Source organism: Pseudoalteromonas sp. GABNS16E (assembly GCF_028598715.1).
Taxonomy (GTDB): domain Bacteria; phylum Pseudomonadota; class Gammaproteobacteria; order Enterobacterales; family Alteromonadaceae; genus Pseudoalteromonas; species Pseudoalteromonas atlantica.
In genome coordinates, this window is the sequence record NZ_JAQREZ010000018.1 from 43,523 (window position 1) to 68,266 (window position 24,744).

22 protein-coding genes are annotated in these 24,744 nt (G+C 39.8%); 7 read left to right on the forward strand and 15 right to left on the reverse strand.

All coding sequences use genetic code 11. From position 1 onward, the window contains the following. Nucleotides 1-132 precede the first annotated feature (132 nt). From PSI06_RS09450 to PSI06_RS09480, 7 genes are read right to left on the reverse strand one after another with little or no spacing between them, the layout of a single operon-like run. Nucleotides 133-639 (reverse strand): YqhA family protein, encoded by a 507-nt coding sequence (locus PSI06_RS09450; protein ID WP_273603632.1) that lies wholly within the window; start codon nucleotides 637-639, stop codon nucleotides 133-135. Between the two features lie 15 nt (nucleotides 640-654). Beyond that, nucleotides 655-1,641 (reverse strand): DHH family phosphoesterase, encoded by a 987-nt coding sequence (locus tag PSI06_RS09455; RefSeq protein WP_273603633.1) that lies wholly within the window; start codon nucleotides 1,639-1,641, stop codon nucleotides 655-657. Nucleotides 1,642-1,672: 31 nt separating this feature from the next. Beyond that, nucleotides 1,673-2,686, reverse strand: coding sequence for a hypothetical protein (locus PSI06_RS09460; RefSeq protein ID WP_273603634.1), 1,014 nt, complete (start codon nucleotides 2,684-2,686; stop codon nucleotides 1,673-1,675). Between the two features lie 17 nt (nucleotides 2,687-2,703). Next, on the reverse strand, nucleotides 2,704-3,621 hold the full coding sequence (locus PSI06_RS09465; RefSeq protein ID WP_273603635.1) for an LPP20 family lipoprotein: 918 nt from the start codon (nucleotides 3,619-3,621) through the stop codon (nucleotides 2,704-2,706). Between the two features lie 9 nt (nucleotides 3,622-3,630). Then, nucleotides 3,631-4,968, reverse strand: a complete 1,338-nt coding sequence (locus tag PSI06_RS09470) for a transglycosylase SLT domain-containing protein (RefSeq protein ID WP_273603636.1) — start codon at nucleotides 4,966-4,968, stop codon at nucleotides 3,631-3,633. 14 nt (nucleotides 4,969-4,982) lie between these two features. Next, nucleotides 4,983-5,756: an ETEC_3214 domain-containing protein gene (locus PSI06_RS09475; protein WP_273603637.1), complete on the reverse strand. Its 774-nt coding sequence runs from the start codon at nucleotides 5,754-5,756 to the stop codon at nucleotides 4,983-4,985. Between the two features lie 17 nt (nucleotides 5,757-5,773). Further along, entirely contained in the window at nucleotides 5,774-6,325 is a 552-nt protein-coding gene (locus tag PSI06_RS09480) for a hypothetical protein (protein WP_273603638.1), read from the reverse strand. Between the two features lie 808 nt (nucleotides 6,326-7,133). On the opposite strand from PSI06_RS09480, the gene PSI06_RS09485 reads away from it, so the two are divergent. Genes PSI06_RS09485 through PSI06_RS09495 form a run of 3 tightly spaced genes read left to right on the forward strand, consistent with a single transcriptional unit; the run spans nucleotide 7,134 to nucleotide 10,840 of the window. Further along, complete coding sequence (locus PSI06_RS09485; protein WP_273605012.1) at nucleotides 7,134-8,987, forward strand: CIA30 family protein; 1,854 nt, start codon at nucleotides 7,134-7,136, stop codon at nucleotides 8,985-8,987. A 27-nt stretch (nucleotides 8,988-9,014) separates the two neighbouring features. Beyond that, complete coding sequence (locus PSI06_RS09490; RefSeq protein ID WP_337944061.1) at nucleotides 9,015-10,055, forward strand: sensor histidine kinase; 1,041 nt, start codon at nucleotides 9,015-9,017, stop codon at nucleotides 10,053-10,055. Continuing rightward, entirely contained in the window at nucleotides 10,052-10,840 is a 789-nt protein-coding gene (locus tag PSI06_RS09495; RefSeq protein ID WP_138684743.1) for a LytR/AlgR family response regulator transcription factor, read from the forward strand. Before PSI06_RS09490 ends, PSI06_RS09495 begins: the two co-directional genes overlap by 4 nt. Nucleotides 10,841-10,856: 16 nt before the next feature. Here the strand turns inward: PSI06_RS09495 and PSI06_RS09500 are convergent, their stop codons facing one another. After that, the gene (locus PSI06_RS09500; protein WP_054981758.1) at nucleotides 10,857-11,267 is read right to left on the reverse strand and encodes a hypothetical protein; all 411 of its coding nucleotides are present in this window, start codon (nucleotides 11,265-11,267) and stop codon (nucleotides 10,857-10,859) included. A gap of 191 nt (nucleotides 11,268-11,458) precedes the next feature. On the opposite strand from PSI06_RS09500, the gene uvrA reads away from it, so the two are divergent. Further along, nucleotides 11,459-14,026: an excinuclease ABC subunit UvrA gene (gene uvrA / locus PSI06_RS09505; protein WP_273605013.1), complete on the forward strand. Its 2,568-nt coding sequence runs from the start codon at nucleotides 11,459-11,461 to the stop codon at nucleotides 14,024-14,026. Nucleotides 14,027-14,059: 33 nt separating this feature from the next. Here uvrA and PSI06_RS09510 read toward each other — a convergent pair whose 3' ends face one another. The 3 genes from PSI06_RS09510 to PSI06_RS09520 form a co-directional block, all read right to left on the reverse strand. Further along, the gene (locus PSI06_RS09510; RefSeq protein ID WP_273603642.1) at nucleotides 14,060-14,551 is read right to left on the reverse strand and encodes a DUF2798 domain-containing protein; all 492 of its coding nucleotides are present in this window, start codon (nucleotides 14,549-14,551) and stop codon (nucleotides 14,060-14,062) included. A 76-nt stretch (nucleotides 14,552-14,627) separates the two neighbouring features. Then, entirely contained in the window at nucleotides 14,628-15,245 is a 618-nt protein-coding gene (locus PSI06_RS09515; RefSeq protein ID WP_064387054.1) for a LysE family translocator, read from the reverse strand. Between the two features lie 68 nt (nucleotides 15,246-15,313). Beyond that, entirely contained in the window at nucleotides 15,314-17,791 is a 2,478-nt protein-coding gene (locus PSI06_RS09520) for a S9 family peptidase (protein WP_273605014.1), read from the reverse strand. Between the two features lie 165 nt (nucleotides 17,792-17,956). On the opposite strand from PSI06_RS09520, the gene PSI06_RS09525 reads away from it, so the two are divergent. The 3 genes from PSI06_RS09525 (at nucleotide 17,957) to PSI06_RS09535 (ending at nucleotide 21,497) form a co-directional block, all read left to right on the forward strand. Next, nucleotides 17,957-18,934 carry a LacI family DNA-binding transcriptional regulator gene (locus tag PSI06_RS09525; RefSeq protein WP_273603644.1) on the forward strand — a complete coding sequence of 326 codons (978 nt, stop codon included), beginning with the start codon at nucleotides 17,957-17,959 and terminating at the stop codon, nucleotides 18,932-18,934. Next, nucleotides 18,934-20,163: a glycosyltransferase gene (locus PSI06_RS09530; RefSeq protein ID WP_273603645.1), complete on the forward strand. Its 1,230-nt coding sequence runs from the start codon at nucleotides 18,934-18,936 to the stop codon at nucleotides 20,161-20,163. The genes PSI06_RS09525 and PSI06_RS09530 overlap by 1 nt, the downstream gene beginning before the upstream one ends. A 107-nt stretch (nucleotides 20,164-20,270) precedes the next feature. Continuing rightward, nucleotides 20,271-21,497 (forward strand): threonine/serine ThrE exporter family protein, encoded by a 1,227-nt coding sequence (locus PSI06_RS09535; protein ID WP_273603646.1) that lies wholly within the window; start codon nucleotides 20,271-20,273, stop codon nucleotides 21,495-21,497. Nucleotides 21,498-21,553: 56 nt separating this feature from the next. Here the strand turns inward: PSI06_RS09535 and PSI06_RS09540 are convergent, their stop codons facing one another. The 4 genes from PSI06_RS09540 to PSI06_RS09550 form a co-directional block, all read right to left on the reverse strand. After that, nucleotides 21,554-22,375, reverse strand: coding sequence for a zinc-binding dehydrogenase (locus tag PSI06_RS09540; RefSeq protein WP_407073081.1), 822 nt, complete (start codon nucleotides 22,373-22,375; stop codon nucleotides 21,554-21,556). Next, entirely contained in the window at nucleotides 22,296-22,577 is a 282-nt protein-coding gene (locus PSI06_RS21680) for a hypothetical protein (protein ID WP_407073080.1), read from the reverse strand. The genes PSI06_RS09540 and PSI06_RS21680 overlap by 80 nt, the downstream gene beginning before the upstream one ends. Nucleotides 22,578-22,588: 11 nt before the next feature. Then, on the reverse strand, nucleotides 22,589-23,095 hold the full coding sequence (locus PSI06_RS09545) for a TetR/AcrR family transcriptional regulator (protein ID WP_039972541.1): 507 nt from the start codon (nucleotides 23,093-23,095) through the stop codon (nucleotides 22,589-22,591). A gap of 419 nt (nucleotides 23,096-23,514) precedes the next feature. Continuing rightward, the gene (locus tag PSI06_RS09550) at nucleotides 23,515-24,510 is read right to left on the reverse strand and encodes a transposase (RefSeq protein WP_273603647.1); all 996 of its coding nucleotides are present in this window, start codon (nucleotides 24,508-24,510) and stop codon (nucleotides 23,515-23,517) included. Nucleotides 24,511-24,744: the final 234 nt, after the last annotated feature.

A 24,744-nucleotide genomic window follows, 5' to 3' on the forward strand; every position in this document is an offset into this window, starting at 1 on the left:
TTGATTGTTCAAAAGTCGAACACTAACGAAAAGTTAAGGCCAAAAATTCAAAAGGTTGTGTTATGTTTCAAATCATAAGATAAAATTTACACCTTAAAGTGCAAAACATTTATAGTAAACGTTTACTACAACTTAATTAGATCGCTTAATATCGGCATGACCAAGCCATAAACTTATCGCTACTAATAAAACTATAATGGCTAAGTATAGTAGTTCAGCCATAGATTGAGGTTTAATTTCCACAAGGTAAGCAAATACCTTAATCACCAATAACATGATAACAACTTTACCAAGCTTAGCTTTTAGCTGATCTATTGTTTTAATCTCATAAGCTTTTGACGTGTGCTGCCGTGAATTTTCTATTGGACTAATAAACAGTTCGTATAAACCAAAAGCAAAGATAAATAATATAGCTGACAGCAGAAACGTATCTAAAATTTCAACTACAAAAAGAATAATATTGTCGCGGGTTACATTGCTTGAGTGAGTAATTAAATAATCAAATAAAGCTGAAATTAGATGAATAACTTCATATAAGCCCAAGCAAATCAAAGAAACACCAGTCACCATACATGAGATAACACCAAAAACGAGTACAATTCGGCTATTCCAAAGCATTGATTCAAAAAGTTTTTCCATACTTCCCTCTTATAATTAAGCGCGCCATTCACTAATTTTTTTTATGAATGGTTTAAAATGGTTATTTTTTTCAGTGAACATGCTTATATATTCAGGTAAAACAATGCCGCCTGCCATATGTCTATGTCCGCCACCAAAACCTCTATTGGTATTATTTAAGGTTTCTCTTGCTAACCTCCCAACATCAACATTCTGGCACTCAGAACGAAACGATAGTTGTAAACCATTATTTTGTTTAACCGCAACAATAACAACATCAAACTCGTTAACGGATAAAAGAAAATCTCCTAGCATACCTAGCATATTCTTAGGACATGGTTCAGGTAGTATCACAGAGGCAACACCATCATTAACAGACAAATTTCTAAACGCGAGCTCAAAATTTCTCAATTCTCCTTGCATTAAGGTATTTCTCAATACACGATTAACAAAGGCTAAATCTGAGCGAGCATTTAAGTAAACAAAAGCCTTAATATCAGCTTTACAGAAGCCTCTTGTCATATTCGCGGTATCAACATTTAATCCTACTAATAACGCACTCGCCACCTGTATCGACATTTTAATACCAAGTAACTGATAATATTCCCAGATAATAGTCGCGGTGGCTCCATAATCACTACGAATATCTTCAAACCAAAATGATTTGCTGGGTTTAACAGTGTGATGGTCTATTACTGCAATCTCATCTCCCGGCACGTCTGTTACATTTTTCTCGCCGATGCAACCATCAACATTAATGATTTTATCTGACGGGTTTAGCCTTACTTGTGAGCAATGATAAATAGGAATTTCCAACCATTGAATCAGGTTAGAAAGTGAAATTCGGTCAATTTCTCCGTTATAAACAATCAGAGTGCTGATCTCATAGTGAGACAGCAACACTGATAATGCATATGCAGAAGAAATAGCATCATGATCAGGAAAATCATGAGCCTGAATGATTACCCGCTGAAGCGGGGATAACCGTTTAATAAAAGCTAAAATCTCTTCTTTGCTTTTCATAACAATAGGATATCTACTACAATCATAACTGTTATTTTTGTAAAGATTTTATAGTGGAGTTTATTGTGTTGTCTATTGAACAAAACATGTTTGTACACTCACCTGAAAGCATAACGATCATTCCGCGCTTAATACGTGATTGGTACTCTTCTTCAATTGCTATAAATGACTTTCGATTAAAGATATTGTCTTTATCCACAAATTCGCCATCAGCAATTTTAACTAACTCCCCGTCCATCTCTATATAAATAGCAACAGCTTGTTCTGCTTTAGCACCGTGTATACGACCTAAGTTAGTTTCAAAATATATTTTACCTTCAGCTTGCTTAGCACCAGTAACTATTCCTTGTGAACCTACATATTTGCTTAAAGTTACGTAATCGTCATCACCTTTTTCAAGTAACTCACTAATAGCCCCTTTAATTACGCCATTTACCATGCCGTTGTCATTGCATTTCCGACTAGACGGGTTCTCCTGTGAACTAGTCTTAAGAGCTGATAAGTTAACAGATAAAATTTGCTGCATTGAAGGTAATGAACGAATTTGGATGTTACCTTTTGCTCGGCCTGTGTAATCACATTCATCAGGATGTCTTGTGCTCTCGCCTTTTTTATTTTTAGTCGTATAAGACTTTTCATATTCACTACCCCAAGAGTAACTTGTAATCGTTGGGATAACTAAGAACTTAGCTTCTACCGGCCCTTCGTAAGCATCATAGTCTTCAGCTAAGTTTTCTTTTAGTTGAATTTCATCAATAAAACGCTGTGCCAATTGGCGATCAATAACTTCTGAGCCACTATCAATAACGAATTCTCGAATGTTATCAGCAAATAAAGTTTGCACATATTCTGGCACATCTGCTTTTGTGCCTTGAGCAACGAGTAATTTACTGCTTCGAATACTACTTATATCATCAGGCGTACCCGGTAAAGAGCCAATATTAACATCTGGAAATGTTGGTAATGCAGCTGGTGGCTGAGTAGAAACACAAGCTGTAATGGTTAAAGAGACTACCATGCTAACTAAAAGACTTTTCTTGTTCATTTGTTAATTCCCTTTTATCAATTATTTAATTTTATTTTCTTTAATAAGCTTTTTTCAGCTCTTGCTAAAGACTGAGATTTTGACTCAAACGAAGAACCTTTAACTTTGAATGATTTTTGATATTTCAAAGTGTCAGTTTCATCGAAAACTAAGATTTCAGTATTTAAAATTGTGAGATGGCTTTTATAGGCTAGTGTCTGTTTTTTCTTAATATTGAATTGCACAACACCAGTATTTTCACCACTGCTAACAACATAAAAGCCATTGTTTTTTAAAAACTTTATTGTTGATCTTTTAAATTCAGAACTAACCAATTCTGAAAAAATTAAAGTGTATCGATTACGTTTTTTACACTTTTTAAACGTACGGTCGAAGGTATTAAGGGTCTGATAAAACTCATCTTCTGAACCATCGCTAATACCAGAGCCAACATAAGCAGGAATGAGCTCATTCAACTTTTCTTTGTTACTCGCTTCATCAGAAAGCGCATAGAAACATGATGGCGTATATTTACCTTTAAATTCTTTTAAAGCGAAAAGTAGATCATCATTTAAATTTACCAGTTGATGCTTGATAGAGCGTTGCACTAGCTTACGTTCAGCACGCACTAGAACATACCAATTCCCTAGTTTTTCTTCACTCGCCACTACTTCAACATTCGGCAGCTCAATACCACGACTAACCGCCTCAGTTTTTTGAGTAGCACGTGTTTGCGTTTGGTTGTTTTCTTTCGTTTGGGTAATTTGAGATTTAGCTGTTATCCGGGTTGATAGTTTCATGACAATATCAGCCATCGCTGATTTTTGGGCCTGCCCGTAGGTTACATCAGTACCTAATCCATAAATGAATTGCTTGTTATCCACAGGCACATCTAATGCAAAGCTGTTCCAAGTGATTAAGCCAATAAAAGCAGTAATTATATAACGTAAAAACATAGCCTTTCCCTATATATGCTCTGCAAAATAGTTTGTACTATTTACAACCTTGATCAGGTAACGCTGAGTTTCGGTATGGGTTTTAGTTTTAATTACTTCGAACACTTGCTCTGGTGTCATTTTATTAATTTTATTTATTGCTTTCATGCGACCTCTTTCACCATTATTGAAAGCTCTCGCTAAATTGCCAATACCTGTGTTGTAAGCTGCAATTGCGCAATACATACGGCTTGTTGGGTTTTCAACTTCTTTCAAGTAGCGGGTCAGTAAAATGTTGAAATAAGCACTGCCATATTCAATATTTTTTGTACCATTAAATAAAAGCTCTGGCGTCGGGTTTTTGTTGATGGAAAATATTTTCTTATTTACATCAGCGCCGGCAGTAGATGGTACTATTTGCATTAAACCGTAAGCAGGAATGTGTGATTTAGCCATAGGGTTAAAATGGCTTTCGGTTTCCATAATCGCAAGTAAAACCTCTTGATCAACCTTCCACTGATTAGCTTGCATAGCCACTTGAGATAAATACTTTTCAGCTTTATTAAAGCGATCGCGTTTTAGCTGAATTTTATAAGACTTTATATTTTTCTTCGTTAGAATATCTTGCCTTTGATTTAATTCATTCAGCTGACTGTTTAACTCCGCAACTTTACGCTGAGCTCGTTTTTTTTGTTTCAGGGGAAGCTCTTCACGTTCAACAAACTGTTCAACTTGAGTAATTTGTTGCGAAAGCCTTTTTTCTGTTCTGGCAACAACTATCGCTTGTTGTTTTTCTGCCGGAACTTCTTCAACCATAGTTAAGGCGGCCTTTAGCTCTTTTCCGTCATTAATTCCAAGATGCTTTAACAAGGTATCTTGTTTTGAAGATACCTTTTTCGCTAGTTTTTTAGGTTTAAGGGTTAAAGCAGTTTGAGGATTTTTCACTGGCGTAAAAGCAAATTCAACATTTTGTTTAGCAGCCGCTTTAGGGGCTACATTGAGCGCTTCCATAATAGCATCGCGTACCATTACCTCTTCTTCTTCTGGCGTGATTTGACCTTGTTGATCATCACGTTGAATATTGACTTCGATAGTGTCGTTTTCAAAATTAGCAATGATTTTAACACTTTTATCATTAGAATAAGTAACATATTCTGTGTCTGAGCTTAGCTCTGCGACACCCCACTTTTCAATTAGCTCTTTTTTATAAACTTCATAACGTTGGGTGTAGTCATCTGTATATTCTTTGTGCTTGCTCTGGTATTTCTTTTTAAAATCGGCAAAATCATTTTGCACCGCATAAGCAGTTGAACTTGCTGATGTCGCACAGATAATAAGTGCTAATGACAAGATTCGCTTTAAAGCCATGATAAAAAATATCCTTATTTTTTGTAATACAACGAATACTCAAAGTCTGTTAATACTGAATCTGCCACTATCGACAAACTCACTTCACCAACACCATAAAAGTTGTTTCTCACCTGCTTAGTAAGTCGCTTAACGTCTGCCAATAAACTTGGGGCTTCATCATTCATATTAAGCTTTTCATATAAGCCTTTGAACTCGGCTTTTGAAGCATTAATATTTTGCTCATAACCAACAGCACCAAAATATTGATTGACAAACAGTTTTTCTTTACCCAGTTCTTCTTTCACGAGTAAGAACTCAACATTGTTAAAATCTAATGTAAAGTCTTGAAATTCAGTATAATTATCAGCAATCGATAAGGTATTCTCTTTTTCTCGCTTATCAAGTAACCCATAAGGAACAAAGTCGTCAACTAAACCAGTAATGGTATAAGCGTTTACTCTGTCACCTTCTAAAATTAAAGTTAGAATAAACTTTTTTTCAAGGTAATACGCAAAGTTTAAATTTTCATGATATTTACTTTTTTTAATTAACTTTGGCTGACCGAAATGTGTTGAGATATATTTTAAGTTGCTGCCGACATTTACATGGTTTAGCGATTCATATTCATACTTATGGGTGAATTTTGACAGCGTTAACTGCCAAGCTTCAATCGCAATATCTTTAGTATCACCCCATTGCCCTATTGCCATTAAACCTAAGGCAATAGCGACAAAATATTCATAGAGAGATTTATTTTTTACGCCTTGTTGCTGTTCAGCATCACTGTTTTCCATTTCTGTTGTCATTATATTTGTCCTAACAACTATTGTGCGTTTTCAGCTTTAGTGAAATTTAAATACAGTAAAGTTTCATTTTCTGGGCTTAACTTAACCGGTGCCTTTTTCATTACTTGTTTAAATAGTGATTGTGCACCTTCTTCAGTTACTGTCACTAAAGCGCATAAGTTTTTCTGATCAGCCATTTGTGCATAATCAACTTTAATAACTTTTGATGAACGTAATGCTTGCTCGGTAAACTGAGTCGTCGTGCTTAAGAATTTTGATTTTGATACGGTTTCATCTGGATTAGTAATTTTCTCAGAATACTGCTCTTGTAATGAAGCAATACGAGTATCAAGTTGATTTGCAAGTTCAGCACGTGCTTGCGTCGTTGCTTCTGTTTTGTCCATCGCAAAACTATTTGATGCGACAACGCACGATGAAGCAACTAAGCCACTCTCAATTGTAGGGTTCAACACCCACGAAGGTATTTTCATCCCCATCTCTGAAGCGTTGTTTTTGGGTGTAGAGTTACAACCTGAAATTAGTACTGAACATACGGTAATTGATAAAATAGACGCTTTAACTTTAAACATTTTTAATCCCTTAATTTGCGAGTTTTCCAATAAAACAACGTACAGAAACAAAAAGTTAACAAATGTATCTCTACATAATAAAGGCATTAAACTACAGTAACTACGCTAAGGTCAATACATTGTGTTGCAAAAATTATTAGAACTACATGTATTTAAGAGCCTCTACGAAGCAACAAAGTGCTATCAACGGTGAAAACCTCTTAGTTGAGTCAGTTGACCGTTTATCACGCTTACCTCAATCAGATTTTGAAAAGCTGAATCTCATGATTAAAAAAGGACTTCGTTTAACCAAGTACATTTAAGGCGTGAGCGCCATTTGAGTGACCGTCATTCATTTAAGCAATTAGAACCATCGTGTCACTTACCGAAAATTGTTTAATTGTTAAATATAAGAGTTGAATTGATTAATACATTTGATTACTGAAATCAGGTTTTGAGTTTTTAGTTCAGTACGAATTTTTCTAATTGAAACTCGGAGAGCTTTCAATATAATTAACAAATCTTGAATTCCGTCATTATAACTCTTAAGCGTCTGTAAATGGCTCATAGTTGCCCCTAAAAACCAATCAAACCTGATCAAATTTAAAGCTTTGTCTTAAAATAGGTTTAACCGTCGATGAAACCTATCGTTAATTAAAAAACTAAATTTAGTTAACCTGAATTCTCCACCACAACGCTTATTTACTTTTGTGTCGGTTCAACTGCAAATAATGTCGATTCAGATAAACATTAATGAAGCAGGTTAAAAAGCTCGCTAAATTTCTTATCAACAAAACGCCAAATACCTATTTTGATAAGGAATATAGTCATGAACATTATTACAAAAACAGTTATAGCACTGAGTTTGACAAGCCACTTTAGTGCGTATGCCATTGACCTGCGGGTCGACAACATTCGCTTATACCAAAGTAGCTCGCAAAGTTTTTCTGCGCCGAGTTCGCTGTATATTGACGAGGGTAAAATAGTAAGTATTACTAAAGCGACTGATCCACTACAAAACGCAGATAAAACTATTGATGCTAACAACCAATATGCAATACCTGGTTTAATTGATTTACATGTACATTTGGGTTCATCGGGCAGTAACTTTACTGAGTTTCAGTATTTGCCGGTTCAATCGCACTTTAATTCTAATTTGTATTTAGGCGTAACTAATATTGTTGATTTGTTTTCGTTTGAGCAAACCCTAAACGAAGCCGCTCAATTAAAAGCAGCCCAACTAACCCCTAACCTTTTTTATGCGGGTACTTTGTTTACCAACCCTGGTGGGCATGGCACGCAGTTTGGCGGCCACGCATACGAAATTGCAAAAGATGAAGACATAGCAGCACTATGGCAAAAACATATAAGCACTAATCCACATGTAACTAAAGCAGTTATAGAAACCTTTGGCGGTGTGGGTAAATCGTTAACTGATAGCCAATTAAGCGAGCTAGGTAAACGCTCTAAAGCGGCTAATTTACCGTATTTTGTGCATGTTTCTACACTGAATGATGGTAAACGCGCTATTAAAGCCGGTGCAACGGCTCTAGCGCACGGTATTAATAGCGAAGCGATTGACGATGAATCTATTACGCTAATGAAACAGCATAATGTAACCTATATTCCTACCCTTGCGGTGTATCATAACCATAGCGATGAAAAGCATAACCATACTATAAGCTCACAAAGCGAGTTACTAAAAACCATTCCCGAAAAGCTTCAAGGGTGTTTGTTTGACAACGTGCCTGCACCTTCAAAATGGAAAGAGCACGCGTGGGAGGAGCGAAAAACCGCTTATGCAAATATACAAAAGCTACATAAAGCTAATATTACTATAGGCACAGGATCTGATGCCGGAAACCCTTACACGCTGCACGGTACTGGGTTACACAACGAGTTAGATGCCCTTAAAAAAGCAGGCTTAACAAATGGTGAAATAATTAATGCAGCCACAGTTAACGGCGCAAAAGCGATTAATAAAGCCAAGAGCATTGGCAAGCTGGCTAATGGCTTTGAGGCAAGCTTTGTACTGCTTAAGCAAAACCCGCTTGATGATATAAACCACATTCACACCATATCAGAGGTTTACAAATCAGGTATACAAGTAGACCGCCCAGCCTTAATTGCGCAAAACAAGGCTATAAAGCCCCAAGGCCCCGCTTGTAATGAAGCAATAAAAAGCAGCCAAGCGCAACATGTTATTGATGATTTTACCGGTGATACACCATGGCAAACCTTGAGCGACTCGGTAATGGGTGGTCAGTCTGTGGCAACACTTACCACAAATAAAAACAGCTTAACTATTGATGCAACCATTACAAAGCCAACCAGCTTTGGCGCATGGGCAGGCGCTGAAATAAAATTTACATCGCCGGCTGATGCCTCATCATTTAAAGGTATTCGACTAACTTATAAAGGTTCAAGCACGCCTTTTGCCTTGTCTGTTTATCATAGTGATGTAAAAGATTGGGATCATTTTAGTGTACTTTTAAAACCGCGCGATGAGTGGACAACGCTTGATATTCCTTTCACTACATTTAAACAATTTGGCTTTGGTAGCCCCGTTACGTGGTCGGCCACTGAATTAACTGGGGTTAACTTAATGTGGCGAAAAATGCCAGGCGCAAGTAATGAGCCATTAAAAAACACACTACAAATCAAAGAGCTAACTTACTTTTAAAAGAGTAGCAGTCAAAACACAAACTCTTTGGGTTTTGACTGTTTTTTGTTATGGTTTAATCACTTACAAAAAGAAGCATCTATTATGCTCAAACATCCTTTTTATAAATACAGCTTTTTTATTTTACTTGTTGTAGATATTGCTTATGCCCTTGGGCTCATAATTGCTGACTCTGCGCCCTTTACTGCGGGTAGTGCACTCGCTGCTACCGTGTGGTTTGTTACTTTTTACTGGGTTCCTGTTTGGAGTGCGGCAGCGGTTATTTTTTACCTGCGCAATAAACACATTAACAAAATAGCGTTTGAATGGTTAATTGCAGTTGTATTTATGGCACTTGGTAATGTGCTTACCGATACAGTACTCACACAGCTTTTTGATGGGCACAAATCGATGGGGGTGTTTGTTGTTTTTAACGGCTTACTTTGGGGCTCGTGTATTTACTTTACCAGTATTTTTATTGAAAACAAAAAACGCGCAACAGCCGAAAAACACGCGCTTAAACAAGCGCAACTTGCTACATTGCGCTACCAACTAAACCCACATTTTATGTTTAATAGCTTAAATACAATTTCGGCTTATATTCATACAAACCCTGATTTAGCCGATGAAGTACTGCATGAACTGGCTGATATTTTAAGGTATTCCCTCGACACCGCAGAGCAACAACAAATACCTTTACAGCAAGAGCTTACAATAATAGAAAAGTACCTAAATATTGAAAAAGCCCGCTTTGGCGATAAACTCAAAGTTAATTACCACATTCCCAATACGCTTAAAAACATATCGCTGCCCCCGCTACTTATTCAACCAATTATTGAAAACGCCATTAAACATAACGCCAAACAAACGTCGTTAATACTTAATATAACGCTTAGTGAGCTACCTAACGGCGTTAAAATACAAATTAGCGATAACGGTAAGGGTTTTTCGAGCGAGGTAATAAAACACGGCCATGGCAGTGGTGTAGGAATGAAAAACATACTCAAGCGCGTTAAACAACTTGGTAAAAGTAAGGTACTACTGAGCAATAATAATGGTGCAGTGGTTACGTTGGAGCTAACACTATGAGCAGCAAAAACCAGCCAAATACAGTAACTAAAATGCGCGTATTATTTGCCGATGACGAGCTTCCCGCTCGCGAAAAATTAAGCCATCAATTGAGTTTAATGGAGCATGTTGAAGTAGTGGGTATGGCCACAAATGGCAAAGAGGCCATAACATTAATTAATGAGCTAACTCCGGATGTGGTATTACTTGATATACAAATGCCTGAAATCAATGGCTTAGAGCTTATTGATTTACTTAACTACCAGCCCATTATTATTTATACAACCGCGTATGACCAATTTGCAATTGAAGCTTTTGAGCAGGCCTCAACTGACTACTTACTCAAACCTTTTCCTATTGCTAGGCTAAAAAAAGCTCTCGCTAAAGCGCAGCAGCAACTAGAGCAACAACGTGCCCATACGCTAGTCAATCATGAACCCAACGAGCAAACCTTTACATTAACCAAAAACACCATAAATAAGCTCATTAGTAAAAACGGTGAGCGGATATTTTTACTCTCCCCAAGTGACATTAAATTTATTAAATCGGAGCAAGGCAATAGTTTGGCGTGGAATGGCGATACATTTCATCATTTAAGCGATACGCTCGATCAGCTTGAACTTGCTTTAGCAGAACATAATTTTGTACGAATTCATCGAAGTTATTTGGTTAACGTTGACCACATTAAAGAAATACAGCGTTGGTTTAACGGCAAGCTAATGGTGATTGTAAATGATAATATTAAATCTGAGCTAAGCACCAGCAGAGCCGGTGCCGATAAACTAAAGCAATTGCTACATATTTAACTTATCTAAAAACATGTTACTGATCATTACTGGTATACACACTTAAAATAGGAAACGTATGCTCAGTAAACGATACCGTTACCGACTGTGTTTGATTGCCTTTAAAGCCTAATTTAAATTCACTTGGTGTTAGCCTGCTGCCATCTGCAAACAGCGCTAATACGTGTTCTTGATTAAGCTCTCGCTTACCAGAGGCTAAATTAGTAAGGGTAATAACCGCCCAACGCTCTCCTATTTCGTTGCTCATAAGTACATAGTTTGCAATAGAAAAGTCAGACTTTTTAGGCGTTATATTATTATCGTTTGGAAACGACAAGTGCATGCTATTTGGTATGGCTCGGTCAACGTTTAGTACATTATTTTGCGCTGCACACACATTGGCGCAAAGTACTAATAAAAATAAAAAGCTAACGACAATTTTTGCCACAATTAAACGTCCTTTTAAATTTCGACTTTGCTTGATTGATTGAAATTTATACTCGCAGTTTTTACCTATTATGTAAACACTCTATTAAACGCTCAGTAAACTAACTAAGCGCTCATTCAGTGACACCCCATTAGTATTAATACTTTGCGGCACGTTAATAAACACATGGTTATTAAACAGGAGTAAATTACATGGCAACCACACCTAAAAATTCACATGAGGTTAGTAATGCGCAATCGGCTTTATTAAACCCAGAGCACAGCATTCAAGTACGAGGCGCGCGTGTTCATAACTTAAAAAATGTGGATGTAAACTTGCCCCGTAATTCACTTGTTGTTTTTACTGGTATATCGGGCTCGGGTAAATCATCGCTCGCCTTTGGAACATTATTTGCCGAATCACAGCATCGTTATCTTGATTCGGTATCGCCTTATGCGCGCAGATTAATAGACCAAGTAGATGAGCCTGATGTAGATTCGATTGAAGGGCTGCCACCCGCGGTAGCATTACAACAACAGCGTGGCGCACCCTCGGTACGTTCATCGGTCGGTAGCGTAACCACTATTTCTAACGCGCTGCGAATGCTTTACTCACGCGCGGGCGAATACCCCAAAGGGCAAGGTATACTGTATGCCGATGCGTTTTCGCCAAATACACCACAAGGCGCCTGCCCAGAGTGCCATGGTATTGGCCGTGTATTTAACGTAACCGAAGAGCTGTTAGTGCCCGACCCTACTAAATCAATTAAAGAGCGCGCCATTGCAGCATGGCCGCCAGCTTGGCAAGGTAAAAACCTAAGCCGTATTCTTACCTCGTTAGGTTACGATATTAATAAACCGTGGAATACCCTGCCCAAAAAAGCCCGTGATTGGATTTTGTTTACCGACGACACGCCCACAGTACCCGTGTTTCCCGAGTACACGCTTGAGCAAACCCAAGCGGCTATTAAAAATGAAGAAAGCCCCAGCTACATGGGTACATTTATAAGTGCTAAACGCTTTGTTTTACAATCGTTTGCGAGCACTCAAAGTCCGCGCACAAAAAAGCGCGTGTCGCAGTATATGCAAATATCACAATGCCCACAGTGCGAAGGAAAAAAACTTAAAAAAGAGTCGTTATCGGTTAAAGTAGCAGGCCTTGATATAGGCGAAATTTCGCAGTTAACACTTGGCGAGCTGGCAGAAAAACTCAGCATTGCTGCCAATAACCCCGCTAAAAGTAACGCAGCCAACCCCGAAAAAACCATTGTGGCAAAGCGCATCACAAGCGACATTATCAAACGCGTAGAAGCACTCACTAAGCTTGGTTTAGGGTATTTATCGCTTGAGCGTACTACGCCATCGTTATCAGCTGGGGAATTACAACGCTTGCGGCTTGCAACGCAAATTCGCTCAAAATTATTTGGTGTTGTGTATGTGCTAGATGAACCTTCGGCAGGTTTACATCCAGCCGATACGCAAGCACTTTTAAGCGCCCTAGATGAACTAATAGCGGCTGGTAACTCAGTATTTGTGGTGGAGCACGATACAAGTGTAATTCGCCACGCCAATTGGGTGGTTGATGTAGGGCCAAATGCGGGTTCGCATGGCGGTAATATTGTTTACAGCGGCCCAGTTGAAGGCTTAGAGCAAGTGATCAACTCACATACAAGTCAGCATCTTTTTAAGCATAACAATAACGCAAAGCCAAATCATCAAACACAACGTACGCCCGCAGCCTGGCTTAAGCTAAGTGGTATTGAGCGCAACAATTTACACAACATCAGTGCCGAATTTCCGCTTGGGGTTATTACAAGTGTTACGGGGGGTTCTGGCTCAGGTAAATCAAGCTTAGTAAGCCAAGCCTTAGTCGAGCTTATTCAAGATGCTTTAGGACAAAAAACGCCGCCGCCAATGCCTACCGATGAAGCCGACTTGCTTGATCAAGAACTCCAAACACCAACCCATGGCAAAATTACCGAGGGCCTTGAGCATATAAAGCGCCTAATAACGGTTGATCAAAAAGCCATTGGCCGCACGCCTCGCTCAAACCTTGCTACTTACACTGGTTTGTTCGATCACGTACGTAAATTGTTTGCCAATACCAAAGAGGCAAAAGCGCGTAAATACGATGCAGGTCGTTTTTCGTTTAATGTGAAAAAAGGCCGTTGCGACAACTGCGAAGGCGTAGGTTTTGTAAGCATTGAGCTGTTATTTTTACCGAGCGTGTATTCGCCGTGCCCTGTGTGTAACGCTAAGCGCTATAACCAAAAAACACTCGACATTACCTATAAAGATAAAACCATTGCCGATGTGCTTAATTTAACGGTGGAGTCAGCGCATACATTTTTTGCCGATGAGCCTGCTATTTTACGTGCGCTAAATGCGCTCTTACAAGTAGGCCTTGGCTATTTACGTTTAGGCCAACCTGCTACTGAGCTTTCGGGCGGAGAGGCCCAGCGCATTAAACTTGCCACAGAGCTGCAACGTGCGCAGCGCGGCGATACGCTGTATATTTTAGATGAACCAACCACCGGCCTACACCCAAAAGATGTAGCCATGTTGATGACGCAGTTAAATGGCTTAGCTGATGCCGGCAACACCGTTATTATGGTTGAGCACGATATGCAAGTAGCCAGTAACAGCGATTGGGTTATTGATATTGGCCCAGGAGCCGGGGACGAAGGCGGCTTAATTGTTGCTCAAGGTAAACCAGAAGATGTGGCTCAATCTGAGCATAGCCGCACGGCAACGTTTTTAAAAGCGCAATTTAGTGTTTAGCTAACTAACAAAAAGAGCTACAGGCTCTTTTTGTTAACTTTTTAAAAAACGCTCTAATTTGGGCTTTACAGTAACCGACATGATTAGCATTATAGTAAGGCCTATGGGCAGTGCAGCAAGAAGCCCTTCAGCCCAACCATTTAAAAACAAACGCATATCTGCATAGCCAATATTGTTAGTAGCGGTAACAAATGCCATTAGCGACTCCATGGTAAGCGCCATAAAAACACTAATCACTAAATTACGTTTTAGCTCACTTGCTTTTGGTAATAACTTAGCCACCAAGGCATTCATAAGGGCTGTCATTGCTAACCCCACAGGAGCCATAACCAACACCGCACTTAAAAACGAGGTAAACCAATCCATATAAAAATGCTCAGTTATACCTACATTTGTGTAAGTCATAATGCCTGTTAAGCTGCCGCCTACAAAAACAATAATACTTACCATCACCATTATTTTATAAATGATCGGTGTTTTTTTAGGCTCTACGAGCGCAGAATTTACTAAAGCAGGCGTATTCATTAAACAGGTATTTCTCTTAAAATAGATGACAAAATCAACTATAGCAAATTAATTGATAATATCAACTGTTATTTAATTACCCTAATGCCAGCCATATGCCTACTAGCACCATAAGGCTGCCTGCAATTCGGTTCATCCATTTTATATTATCACCGCGGCTTAAAAATAAACGTAGGCTTTTACCGCCTGTGGCGTACGCTAACATGCAAATAAATTCGCTTATCATAATAACTAAAACAAGCACTAATAGTTGCGGGGCGAGTGCGTGTTCAACGCTAATAAATGGCGGTAGTAAAGAGATCATAAACGCCCAGCCCTTTGGATTAGCAATGGCAGTTACAAAGCCTTGCGTAAATAGCGACTGGCGACTTACATCATGCGGTTTTTGTGTATCAATCGACATTTTACCTTTTGCGCGCCACATATTTATACCTATATAAATTAAGTATGCACCGCCTACCCATTTTAAAATATCGAACGCATTAGGGTAATTTAGCATTACGCTTGCAACACCTAATACCGCAGCAATAGCAACACTTGCGACCCCTAACAGCTCACCTATCATCATCCATAATGTGCGCCTTACACCTATGCTCATACCTAATGTCATGGCAAGGGTCATACACATACCCGGTGTGATAGATACAAAAAAGAAGGTAGGAATAAAAACGGCAAGCGCTGCAACATCAATCATTTTTTCTCTCTATATTAAAAGCAAAAAACGCGGCTAAAGTAGCCGCGCTATTGGTTACCTATTATCTACTATTGTTCAGCAATCGGTATTGGCTCTGCTACTTGCTCAGTAGTAACATTTACCGGCTCTTCAACAGAATCACTTAATAAGTACTTATCTAGCCACTGCTCTTGCTCCCACAGTACATGTAATAAGCTTTTACGTGCGCGGTAGCCATGTGCCTCGTAAGGGAGCATTACTAAGCGAGCATCTTTACCTAAGCCTTTTAGGGCGGCGTACATGCGCTCACTTTGCATTGGGAAAGTTCCAGAATTAGGATCTTCTTGACCGTGGATCATTAGCATTGGCTCGTCAATTTTTTCAGCATGGAAAAACGGCGACATGTTAGCGTACACACTTTGTGCTTGCCAAAAATCACGCTCTTCACCCTGAAAACCAAACGGCGTTAAGGTACGGTTGTAAGCACCACTGCGAGCAATACCGGTTTTAAATAAATCACTATGCGCTAATAGGTTTGCCACCATAAATGCACCGTACGAGTGCCCTGCTATAGCAATGTTGTTTTTATCGGCAATGCCTTTTTTAACCAGCACATCAACCGCAGCTTGCGCACTTGAAACTAACTGCTTTCTAAAGTTATCGTTTGGCTCGCTACCATCAATACCTACAATAGGCATTTTAGGGTCGTCAAATACGGCAATACCTTTAGCAAGGTAAGGCATAGGGCCCCAATAACCAATGTAAGTAAATTCGTATGGCGATTCGCGCACTTGTGATGCTACGGCTTTGTCTTTGTATTCAAGTGGGTACGCCCACATAAGTACGGGTAACGGGCCTTGGGTTACATCGTAACCTGGTGGTAAATATAACGTGCCCGAAAGCTCAACCCCGTCATCACGTTTGTAACGTAACTGCTCTTTTGTAACCCCTTTAAATGCTGGGTACGGATGAGCAAAATTAGTAAGCTGCGTAAGTGTATCGTTATCTAAATCACGAATAAAAAAGTTAGGTTGCTCGGTTTTAGACTCTCGCACAGTTATAAAGCGCTCGCCTTCGTCGTCAAGCAATGCACGAACACGCTCGTAGTATGGCGCTTGTGATTGCCATAAACGCTTGCTGCTATTCGTTTTTACATCGTACTGGTCTAAAAACGGAATATTACCTTGCTCAGACGCGCCGTTACCGCGCAGATACATATAACGCCCGCCAACAATTTTAATAACGTTGGCGCCTAAATCGTTACGCTCGTATATAAAGCTACCTGGGTTTTTGTACGCATCGTTATAGCTTCGCTCAGAAAAAAGCACACGGTTTTTATCTGCATTGCGTGGCTGAATAACATACGTACGCACTTGGCGGTCGCTAAAGCGCCAGTCGCTAAGCATGGCAATATTTTGATTACCCCAAACTATACCAGCATAGCGGCGCTCTACTTTAGCAAACAGTTTTGGCTCGCGTTTAAACGGCGCGCGTAGGCTGTAAATATAATCATGGTGCTTAACATCAGTTTTCATGTCGCCGCCATCTTGTGCCTCGGCCCAAATAACTTCTGCGCCTTGATCCGCACGCCATTCAAAATCGCGGCGGCCGGTACGAACACTGTCATAGCCTTGTGGAATGTTATCGGCAAGCGGTTGTTTTACAAGCTCAGCTAATGCGTAACCACGCATTCCCCATATTTGCCAAGTGCTGGCAAAACGGCTGTACGGTACTTGATACGAAAACGGCTCGTTTATCGCAGCAACTAATATATTGGTTGAATCTGGCGATACCGAAAACGATTTAAATAATGCAGGGCTGCCAATTGCTTGTGTATTGCCATCAAGCGTTACGTAAGCTAATTGCCCTTGGCCGTAAAATTTAAACTGTGCTTCGTCAAACGGGCTGGTTAATAAGTTTTGATAGGTACGCGCTGGGGCTTTTTCGCCTGTACTTTGCTGTATAACAGGCACTACATTTTGACTGCTGTTTTTTAACTCGGGTTTACCTATATTAACTGCTAAATTTGCAACCAGTGCGCTGCTATCGGGTAGCCATTGGTAAGGCGTAGCGGTAATAACTGAGTTAAGCGCTGCATTTGAGAGCATTTTAGCTTGCTTTGTCTCTACACTGTAAAGCCATAAATTTGCTTGGTTTTGTTGCTCTACAACAAACGCTAAATATTTACTGTTAGATGACCATTTAGGCGAGCGAATAATACCGTTTGGTAAATTATTAATATTAATAACGGTGCCGCTTTGCACATGCTTAAGCTCAAGCGCGCTGTATTTAGCGCTAACACGCGAGCGTGAAAAGTTAGCAGGGTTAAGCTTTATACCCGCAAGTTTAAGCTCATCTTTAGCAAGCTCGCCAAGCGTCTCTACGCGCTTACGCTCAAATAAAGCAAGCCATTGGCCATCGCTCGATAAAAAACTAGTGGGTGCTAATTTGGCATCTACCACAGCGGCTAGCTCAGGCGAAGGTGTTTGATAACCTTGCTCAGCATAGCTGTTTGGCATTATTACAACACAACAAATAAAGGCAACTAACAGCCTAAATGCGTTCATGTTTTTATCCTTTTGTTATTTTTAAGATTATAAAAGGTATATAAACATGTTTTGCTCTGTTCATAAAGTATTAAGCTTTAAATTACAGGGCTAAAAGATGACTTAAACGCATTATATACGCTACACTACGCAGCTATTTACTCACTACTGCGCGCTTAAAATACCATGCCTAACAAAGCTAAATCGGTCACTATTTTTGATGTTGCTCACCGTGCGGGGGTGTCTAAATCGACCGTATCGCTGGTGCTTACACACAGCAATAAAGTAGCCGATAAAAGCAAACAAAAAGTGTTACAAGCCATAGATGAGCTAGGCTATGTGTATAATCGCGATGCAGCAGCTATGCGCTCTGGGCGCTCTAATTTAGTGGTTGTAGTGATTGACGATTTAACAAACCCGCTTATGGCATTGCTTACTAAAAATATAGAGCAGGCTTTAAGCGAAGCTTTTTTTCAGGCCATTATTGTTAGTAGTAACAACAGCGTAGAGCGCCAAACGCAGCTAATAAATAATTTAAAAGAATACAAAGTAGCTGCATTTATAATTTGCCCTGTGGCTAGTACCTGTGCGCAGTGGCTCGACAACCTTGCTGCTGCCTACCATGTTATTAGCCTAATGAACGAAGTACCTTACAGCTCAGCCCCGTGTGTTTTACCCGACTACACTAAAGCAAGCCATGTAGTAACATTGCAGCTAATAAATGATTCGCCTAAAAACATACTGTTTATGGGTGATGAAAGCTTATCTGCACAGGGTTTATTAAGTGGCTTTAATAGCGCGTGTAAAAAACACAATATAACCCCTGAGCCAGCTATTACGTGCACAAAAAGCACCCCATTACATGCTAAGCAAATATTTAGTAGCACATTACTTAATAATCCGAGTATTGACGCGGTTGTATGCGCTAATAATATAATTGCGCATGGCGTTTTAGCCGCCGCCCCGCATTTAAAAAACAATATAGTAAGTTGCTTACATATTCCTGATATTACCGAAATGCATCCTCGCTTTACTTGCGCCAATATAAACACGCAAGAGCTTGCTAAGCGCAGTATTTTAGTGCTGCAAGAACAACTTCAAACAAACACTGCGCCAGTAAAAACGCTGGTAAATGTAAACCTACAAATTAGAGAAACACCGTAATGAAAAAAGTGCTGGTAATTGGTTACGTATGGCCAGAGCCAAATTCGTCTGCTGCGGGTACGCACATGATGTCGTTATTAAATGCGTTTAAAGCGCAAAATTGGCAAGTAGAATTTGCCACCCCAGCACAGCGCACCGAGCACATGGTAAACCTAGATCACTTTGGTATAACCAGTCAAAGCATTGCCTTAAACTGCGAAAGTTTTGATGAGTACGTTAAAGCGTACAACCCAGACATAGTGATGTTTGACCGCTTTATGATGGAAGAGCAATTTGGCTGGCGTGTAGATAAACATTGCCCCAATGCCTTTAAAATACTCGATACCGAAGATTTACAATGCCTACGTAATGCGCGCCACGAAGCGCACAAAGGCGAGCGAGAATTTACCACCAGCGATTTACATTCAGACATAGCAAAACGCGAAATAGCCGCAATATTGCGCTGCGACCTAAGCTTAATTATTTCAAGCTTTGAAATGCAATTACTTAGTAGTGTATTTAACGTAGAAGCCAGTTTATTACATCATCTCCCTTTTATGGTCGATTTAACCGCTTTACCTGCGCAAACAAACTCGTTTGAACAACGTGAGCACTTTATGACCATAGGTAACTTTAGACACGCCCCCAACTGGGATGCCGTGCTGTACTTACAAAAAATATGGCCGCTTATTCGCAAGCAATTACCAAAAGCAGAACTGCATATTTATGGCTCTTACCCGCCACCAAAAGCAACAGCACTTAATAACCCTAAAACCGGTTTTTTAATAAAAGGCTGGGCTGATAACGCCTATGAGGTAATGCAAAGCGCACGCGTATGTTTAGCCCCACTTCGTTTTGGCGCAGGTATAAAAGGCAAGCTGCTAGAAGCAATGATAATGCAAACCCCCAGCGTAACTACCAATATAGGCAGTGAGGGCATGCACAACGAACTACCATGGCCTGGTAAAGTGACTAATAATACCGACGATTTTGCAAATGCAGCCGTTGAGCTTTACACCAATCAAGCCGATTTTGAACACGCGCAACAAGCTGGCAATACGCTACTTAATACCTTGTACGACAAAGTAAAATTAAGCGCGGCGTTAATTAATAAAATTGACTCTATAAGCAACGATTTAAAAGCGCATAGGGAAAAAAACTTCACCGGACAAATGTTAAAACACCATACTATGCGCAGTACGCAATATATGGCGCAATGGATTGCTGAAAAAAATAAAAAATTAGATTAAAAATGACTAGACTCCTACAAATTTGTGTTTAAAATCGCGCCCATTACAAATGGGCGTTTTAGCCTATACTTTTAGCTAATTTATTTACACACTGGTCCATACAAGATTTGAAAACTGCAACTTTTACTGAAAAACGCAAATTTATCGTTAAATTAGGTAAAATGCTTCATAAGTACGGCACCCCTGCGTACCGCCTAGAAGCACACTTAATGGAAGTGGCCACTTACTTAGGACTTAAATCGTCTTTTGTTATGTCGCCAACTTCGGTAACGTTTGTAATTTGGACTGATGGCCACGAAGACGAATACACCCACGTGGCACGCGTAGACCCAGGCGATCACGACTTAGGCTCACTTGCCGGCACCGACGACTTAGTTAATCAAATGCTCGACGACAAGCTCACCTTACAAGAGGTTGATGCTCAGCTTGATGCCATTTACGACATGCCAAACCCGTACAATAAATTTGTTACCGGTATTGCTTTTGCAACATCGGGGGGTGCATTTGCCATGCTAATGGGTACCAGCTGGACAGACGTTATTTGGTCTGCGTTGCTTACTTTAGTGGTATATGTGTTTGTACTGTGGTCGGGGCGCTCAAAACGGGTTGCTCACATGCTAGAGCCCCTTGTTGCTATAGTATCGGCAGTGCTGGCTTGTGCAATAAGTGTGTATATTTCGCCCGATATAAATATACGGTTAGTGGTGCTTTCAGCCATTATTGTATTTATACCCGGTTTAGCGCTAGCGCTTGGTTTAGCAGAGCTTGCAGCTAGGCATTTGGTGTCGGGTACGGCGCGGGTTATGGACTCGTTTATGCTATTATTTAAACTGTACTTTGGCGCCTTTATTGGCATAGGCATTGGCTTTGCCATATTTGGCCAAACTGACTTTGTACAGCCCGAGCCACTACCGCGCTGGACTGCGTGGCTGGCTATATTTTTACTTTGTAGCAGCTTAATAGTGATATTTAGAACCAAACTTAAACATGCTGGATGGTCTATCGCATCAGGTTTTATAGCCTATGGCACGAGTATTGGTTCGGCTATGTACCTTGACTACACGTTAGGCACGTTTGTTGGTGCGCTTTCGGTTGGAGTGTTTAGTAACTTATTTAACCGCGTTGCAAATGCGCCAGCTTCCATTGTTGCCATGCAAGGCTTAATTGTTCTGGTGCCCGGCAGTAAAACGTATATTGGCTTAAACTCGCTTATTGAAGGCCAAGACTTTGTTTATGCCGAGCATATAGGCCAGCAAACGTTTTTAATATTTATGTCGCTTGTAGCAGGGCTAATATTTGCAAACGTGGCTTTACCGCCTAAAAAAAGCTTATAAGCTTGTTACCATTAAAAAGCCCGCTTACTTTGTAACGGGCTTTGTTGTTTAACGCGCTATTCGCTATGGGGGATAGTGAGTACTATTTTTCCTACGTGTTGTTTTTGTGCAAACACTTTTTGCGCCACAATAGGCTTTATTTTTTCTTGTTCAATAAAGTTAACTAAGCTTTTAAATACCTCAGGCTCTATAACTGTACAGCCAAAAAAAGTTAAATCTTTTAAGTACAAAGTACGTATATCAAGCTCTACTAATGCCCCGCCAATAGCGCCCGACACCGCATAACGCCCTTTTGGTTTTAATACCTCAAGCAGTGCAGGCCATTGCTCACCGGCAACAAGGTCAATGACTACATCCACACTGTTTTTACCTAAGGCTTGAATTAAATCATCTTCACGAAATATAACTTTATCGGCACCTAACTCTTTAAGCTGCTGCGCCTTACTTTTACTCGTAATGGCAATAACAAAAGCGCCACGTGCTTTAGCTAATTGCACTGCCGCTGAGCCAACACCACCAGAAGCGCCTGTAATTAAAACAGTTTGCCCTTGCTGTGGGTTTGAGCGAAACAGCATGTTTTCGGCCGTAGAATATGAGCACGGAAATGATGCCAGCTCTTCATCACTATAGTTACTATTAATTTTATAAGCGTGAATAGAGTCAACGCGGGTAAACTGTGCAAAGCCACCATCGCACTCAGAGCCAAAATACCATGGCGATTTAAGCGTTTCGCCATTAGCTTTAATTAAGCATGGCTCAACAATAACGCGCTCACCAATACGGCTTTGATCTACGTTTTTACCAACAGCCACAATTACGCCGCATACATCTGCCCCTTGAATACGAGGAAAAACAAACGCAACCAGACCAACTTGCATCGTCTTTACTGCTTTGTTTTTTAGCGTACCACGCCGTGCGGGTATTAAGATCTGTGTTATTAACACCTGCCGCCATGACTTTTATAAGTACATCTGTTTGTGCAAGCCCTGGCAACGGTAAGTTAGTTGCATACTTTAATACATCAAAATCGCCATGCTCGGTAAGCTGTACAGCGTGCATTGTGCTAGGTAAATTTGCCATTGGTTGCTCCATTATATTAATTTAAGAATACTGTTTTTTGCTGATGTAACCGCCTCATCGCCCATAACTGGCCATGCACTCGACACTCCCTCGTGCAGCAAAAACAAGCTACTAGCCAACGATGAATTTAAACCTTGCTCACCTAGCAGTTTTTTTACGTCATTTTTATGTGTTTGCACCGCAAGGCTAATAGCTTCATCTTCAGGAAACGCCGACAACGCATTAATAGATAAACAGCCATTAGGCGCAAATTGCACCATCCACGCTTTTAGTTGATCAAACATGTGCAAAACCGCCTCAACTCCCGGAGCAGGTGCATCTTTAAGTAAAAAATTAATATAGCGATTATGGCGGTACTCAAGCGCAGCAATGATCATTGCCTGCTTTGACGGGTAATATTTATAAAGGGTGCGCAAACTAACGCCACTGAGTTTTTGCAGCTTAGCCACACTAGGCTCAGCAAAACCATGTTGACTAAAGGCCACCTCAAGCGCAGCAGCTATATCTTGTTTTAGCAAAGTGTTTAACCCATGTAGAATGAATGCTCTACCCAATATGGTAGAGCATTCATTCTACATATCAACCAATACAGATTTATACAAAATAATAACTTTGACACCCATCTTAAAATTAACAAACGAGGTAAGCCCTCGAGTTCAAAATATATGAGGATATTTATAGATATGGCATCCCTTTAATCTTTCTTAGTCATAATAAAGCCATAACCATAACACCCACTCTAATTATTTATAAATTAAAAGTGTAGTAAGAAATATTTGGTTGGATTTATATGTTGATTTGAGATGTTGAGTGGTAATGGAGATGTTTAAGTTTATATACTTAAGCTTTTTGTCATAATCTTATGGCTGTTTAGAAACTTCAGGCACAATAAAAGCTCAGCAAAGCTAAATGACATACTATTTATTTAACGGTTTTATTAGGCTAATAATTTTTTACTGTTTGAATAGCTAGGCCTCCGCTTAATAGCTTGATGTTTACAATAGCTATCTAATGAGCTTACACGCCCCACGGCTCCATGAAAAACATTGCCAAATTCGGTTGTAAGTTTTAACCAGTTCTCTGGCGCTATATTCAAACGTATCAATAATTCAGGTGTTGAATGCGTAATAAAGCCTATTTTATCAGCGCGAATGCATCGACCTGTTAATTCAACTAACTCTAAATACGTTTTTAATTCGAATGGTAAACCTTTTGGCATGTATTTTTTAGGCTTTCCTGCAAAGCGTAATAACTGTTTTGGCTGCTTAACTTTTAACGCCTGGTTGCTTTTAAGTGCAATTGATTTTATGCGTTGTTTTACGCTCGTAAAGTGCGAATCCTCAGGTGTTTCAGCCGCTTTGGCGCGTATTGGATTTAAATCTACATATGCCATGCACGCCAACAAAGCAGCTTCATCTAGTAACGCTTGAGATTTAAATCGCCCTTCCCAAAATCGCCCAGTGCAGCCATCTTCTTTGTTAGCTCGCCTTGCAATATTTTCGTTCAATGCTCGCATAAACCAGCTAATACTACTTAACCGTTCTCGATACTGCTTTATGCTCTCATTTAAAAACCAATGTTCCGTAGCCGATAACTTCTCACCGCGTATAAATTTATGCGTGATAGCGGTGCCTTTAAAAAGCTTGTGCCAACGAATTGCTATTGCTTTGTCGTTTAACCTATTAGCTTTTTTATCATCTACATACAACACAATATGTGTATGATTACTCATAACTGCGTATGCACAAACATCTATACAAAATACCTTTGCAAGGCTGATAAGCTTATCCTCTACCCACCCTCTTCTATGCGCGTAATTTTGTCCTGTAAAAGGGTCTTCACCACACAAATATGCCCGGCGAACACAGCGTGAAATACAGTGATAATATTTTGTATCTGCCAAACTTATTTGGCGCTTACGAGCAATAGCCATAACACAACCCTGTTTATTATTTAAGCTAAAGCGTAGTCCGAGCTTGTGTTTTATACAACTATTATAATGGGTGTCATTATCATTTGTGTTTTGATGGGTGTCATAATTAACCTGAGCTGCACATAAGAAATGGAACTAAATGCCCTTGCGGTGATCAGATCTTTCGACCAAGAAACATAAGATTACCAAGGCAAGGGCATGAATAACTTAGATGCAATTTACGTAGATGTCGAT

Coding starts and splice junctions, on each gene's coding strand:
- PSI06_RS09480 (WP_273603638.1), bottom strand. CDS start 6,325: ATGTTTAAAGTTAAAGCGTCTATTTTATCAATTACCGTATGTTCAGTA.
- uvrA (WP_273605013.1), top strand. CDS start 11,459: ATGGCAACCACACCTAAAAATTCACATGAGGTTAGTAATGCGCAATCG.
- PSI06_RS09485 (WP_273605012.1), top strand. CDS start 7,134: ATGAACATTATTACAAAAACAGTTATAGCACTGAGTTTGACAAGCCAC.
- PSI06_RS09455 (WP_273603633.1), bottom strand. CDS start 1,641: ATGAAAAGCAAAGAAGAGATTTTAGCTTTTATTAAACGGTTATCCCCG.
- PSI06_RS09470 (WP_273603636.1), bottom strand. CDS start 4,968: ATGGCTTTAAAGCGAATCTTGTCATTAGCACTTATTATCTGTGCGACA.
- PSI06_RS09550 (WP_273603647.1), bottom strand. CDS start 24,510: ATGGCTATTGCTCGTAAGCGCCAAATAAGTTTGGCAGATACAAAATAT.
- PSI06_RS21680 (WP_407073080.1), bottom strand. CDS start 22,577: ATGGCAAATTTACCTAGCACAATGCACGCTGTACAGCTTACCGAGCAT.
- PSI06_RS09460 (WP_273603634.1), bottom strand. CDS start 2,686: ATGAACAAGAAAAGTCTTTTAGTTAGCATGGTAGTCTCTTTAACCATT.
- PSI06_RS09465 (WP_273603635.1), bottom strand. CDS start 3,621: ATGTTTTTACGTTATATAATTACTGCTTTTATTGGCTTAATCACTTGG.
- PSI06_RS09450 (WP_273603632.1), bottom strand. CDS start 639: ATGGAAAAACTTTTTGAATCAATGCTTTGGAATAGCCGAATTGTACTC.
- PSI06_RS09515 (WP_064387054.1), bottom strand. CDS start 15,245: ATGATTGATGTTGCAGCGCTTGCCGTTTTTATTCCTACCTTCTTTTTT.
- PSI06_RS09540 (WP_407073081.1), bottom strand. CDS start 22,375: ATGCAAGTTGGTCTGGTTGCGTTTGTTTTTCCTCGTATTCAAGGGGCA.
- PSI06_RS09475 (WP_273603637.1), bottom strand. CDS start 5,756: ATGACAACAGAAATGGAAAACAGTGATGCTGAACAGCAACAAGGCGTA.
- PSI06_RS09525 (WP_273603644.1), top strand. CDS start 17,957: ATGCCTAACAAAGCTAAATCGGTCACTATTTTTGATGTTGCTCACCGT.
- PSI06_RS09520 (WP_273605014.1), bottom strand. CDS start 17,791: ATGAACGCATTTAGGCTGTTAGTTGCCTTTATTTGTTGTGTTGTAATA.
- PSI06_RS09530 (WP_273603645.1), top strand. CDS start 18,934: ATGAAAAAAGTGCTGGTAATTGGTTACGTATGGCCAGAGCCAAATTCG.
- PSI06_RS09510 (WP_273603642.1), bottom strand. CDS start 14,551: ATGAATACGCCTGCTTTAGTAAATTCTGCGCTCGTAGAGCCTAAAAAA.
- PSI06_RS09495 (WP_138684743.1), top strand. CDS start 10,052: ATGAGCAGCAAAAACCAGCCAAATACAGTAACTAAAATGCGCGTATTA.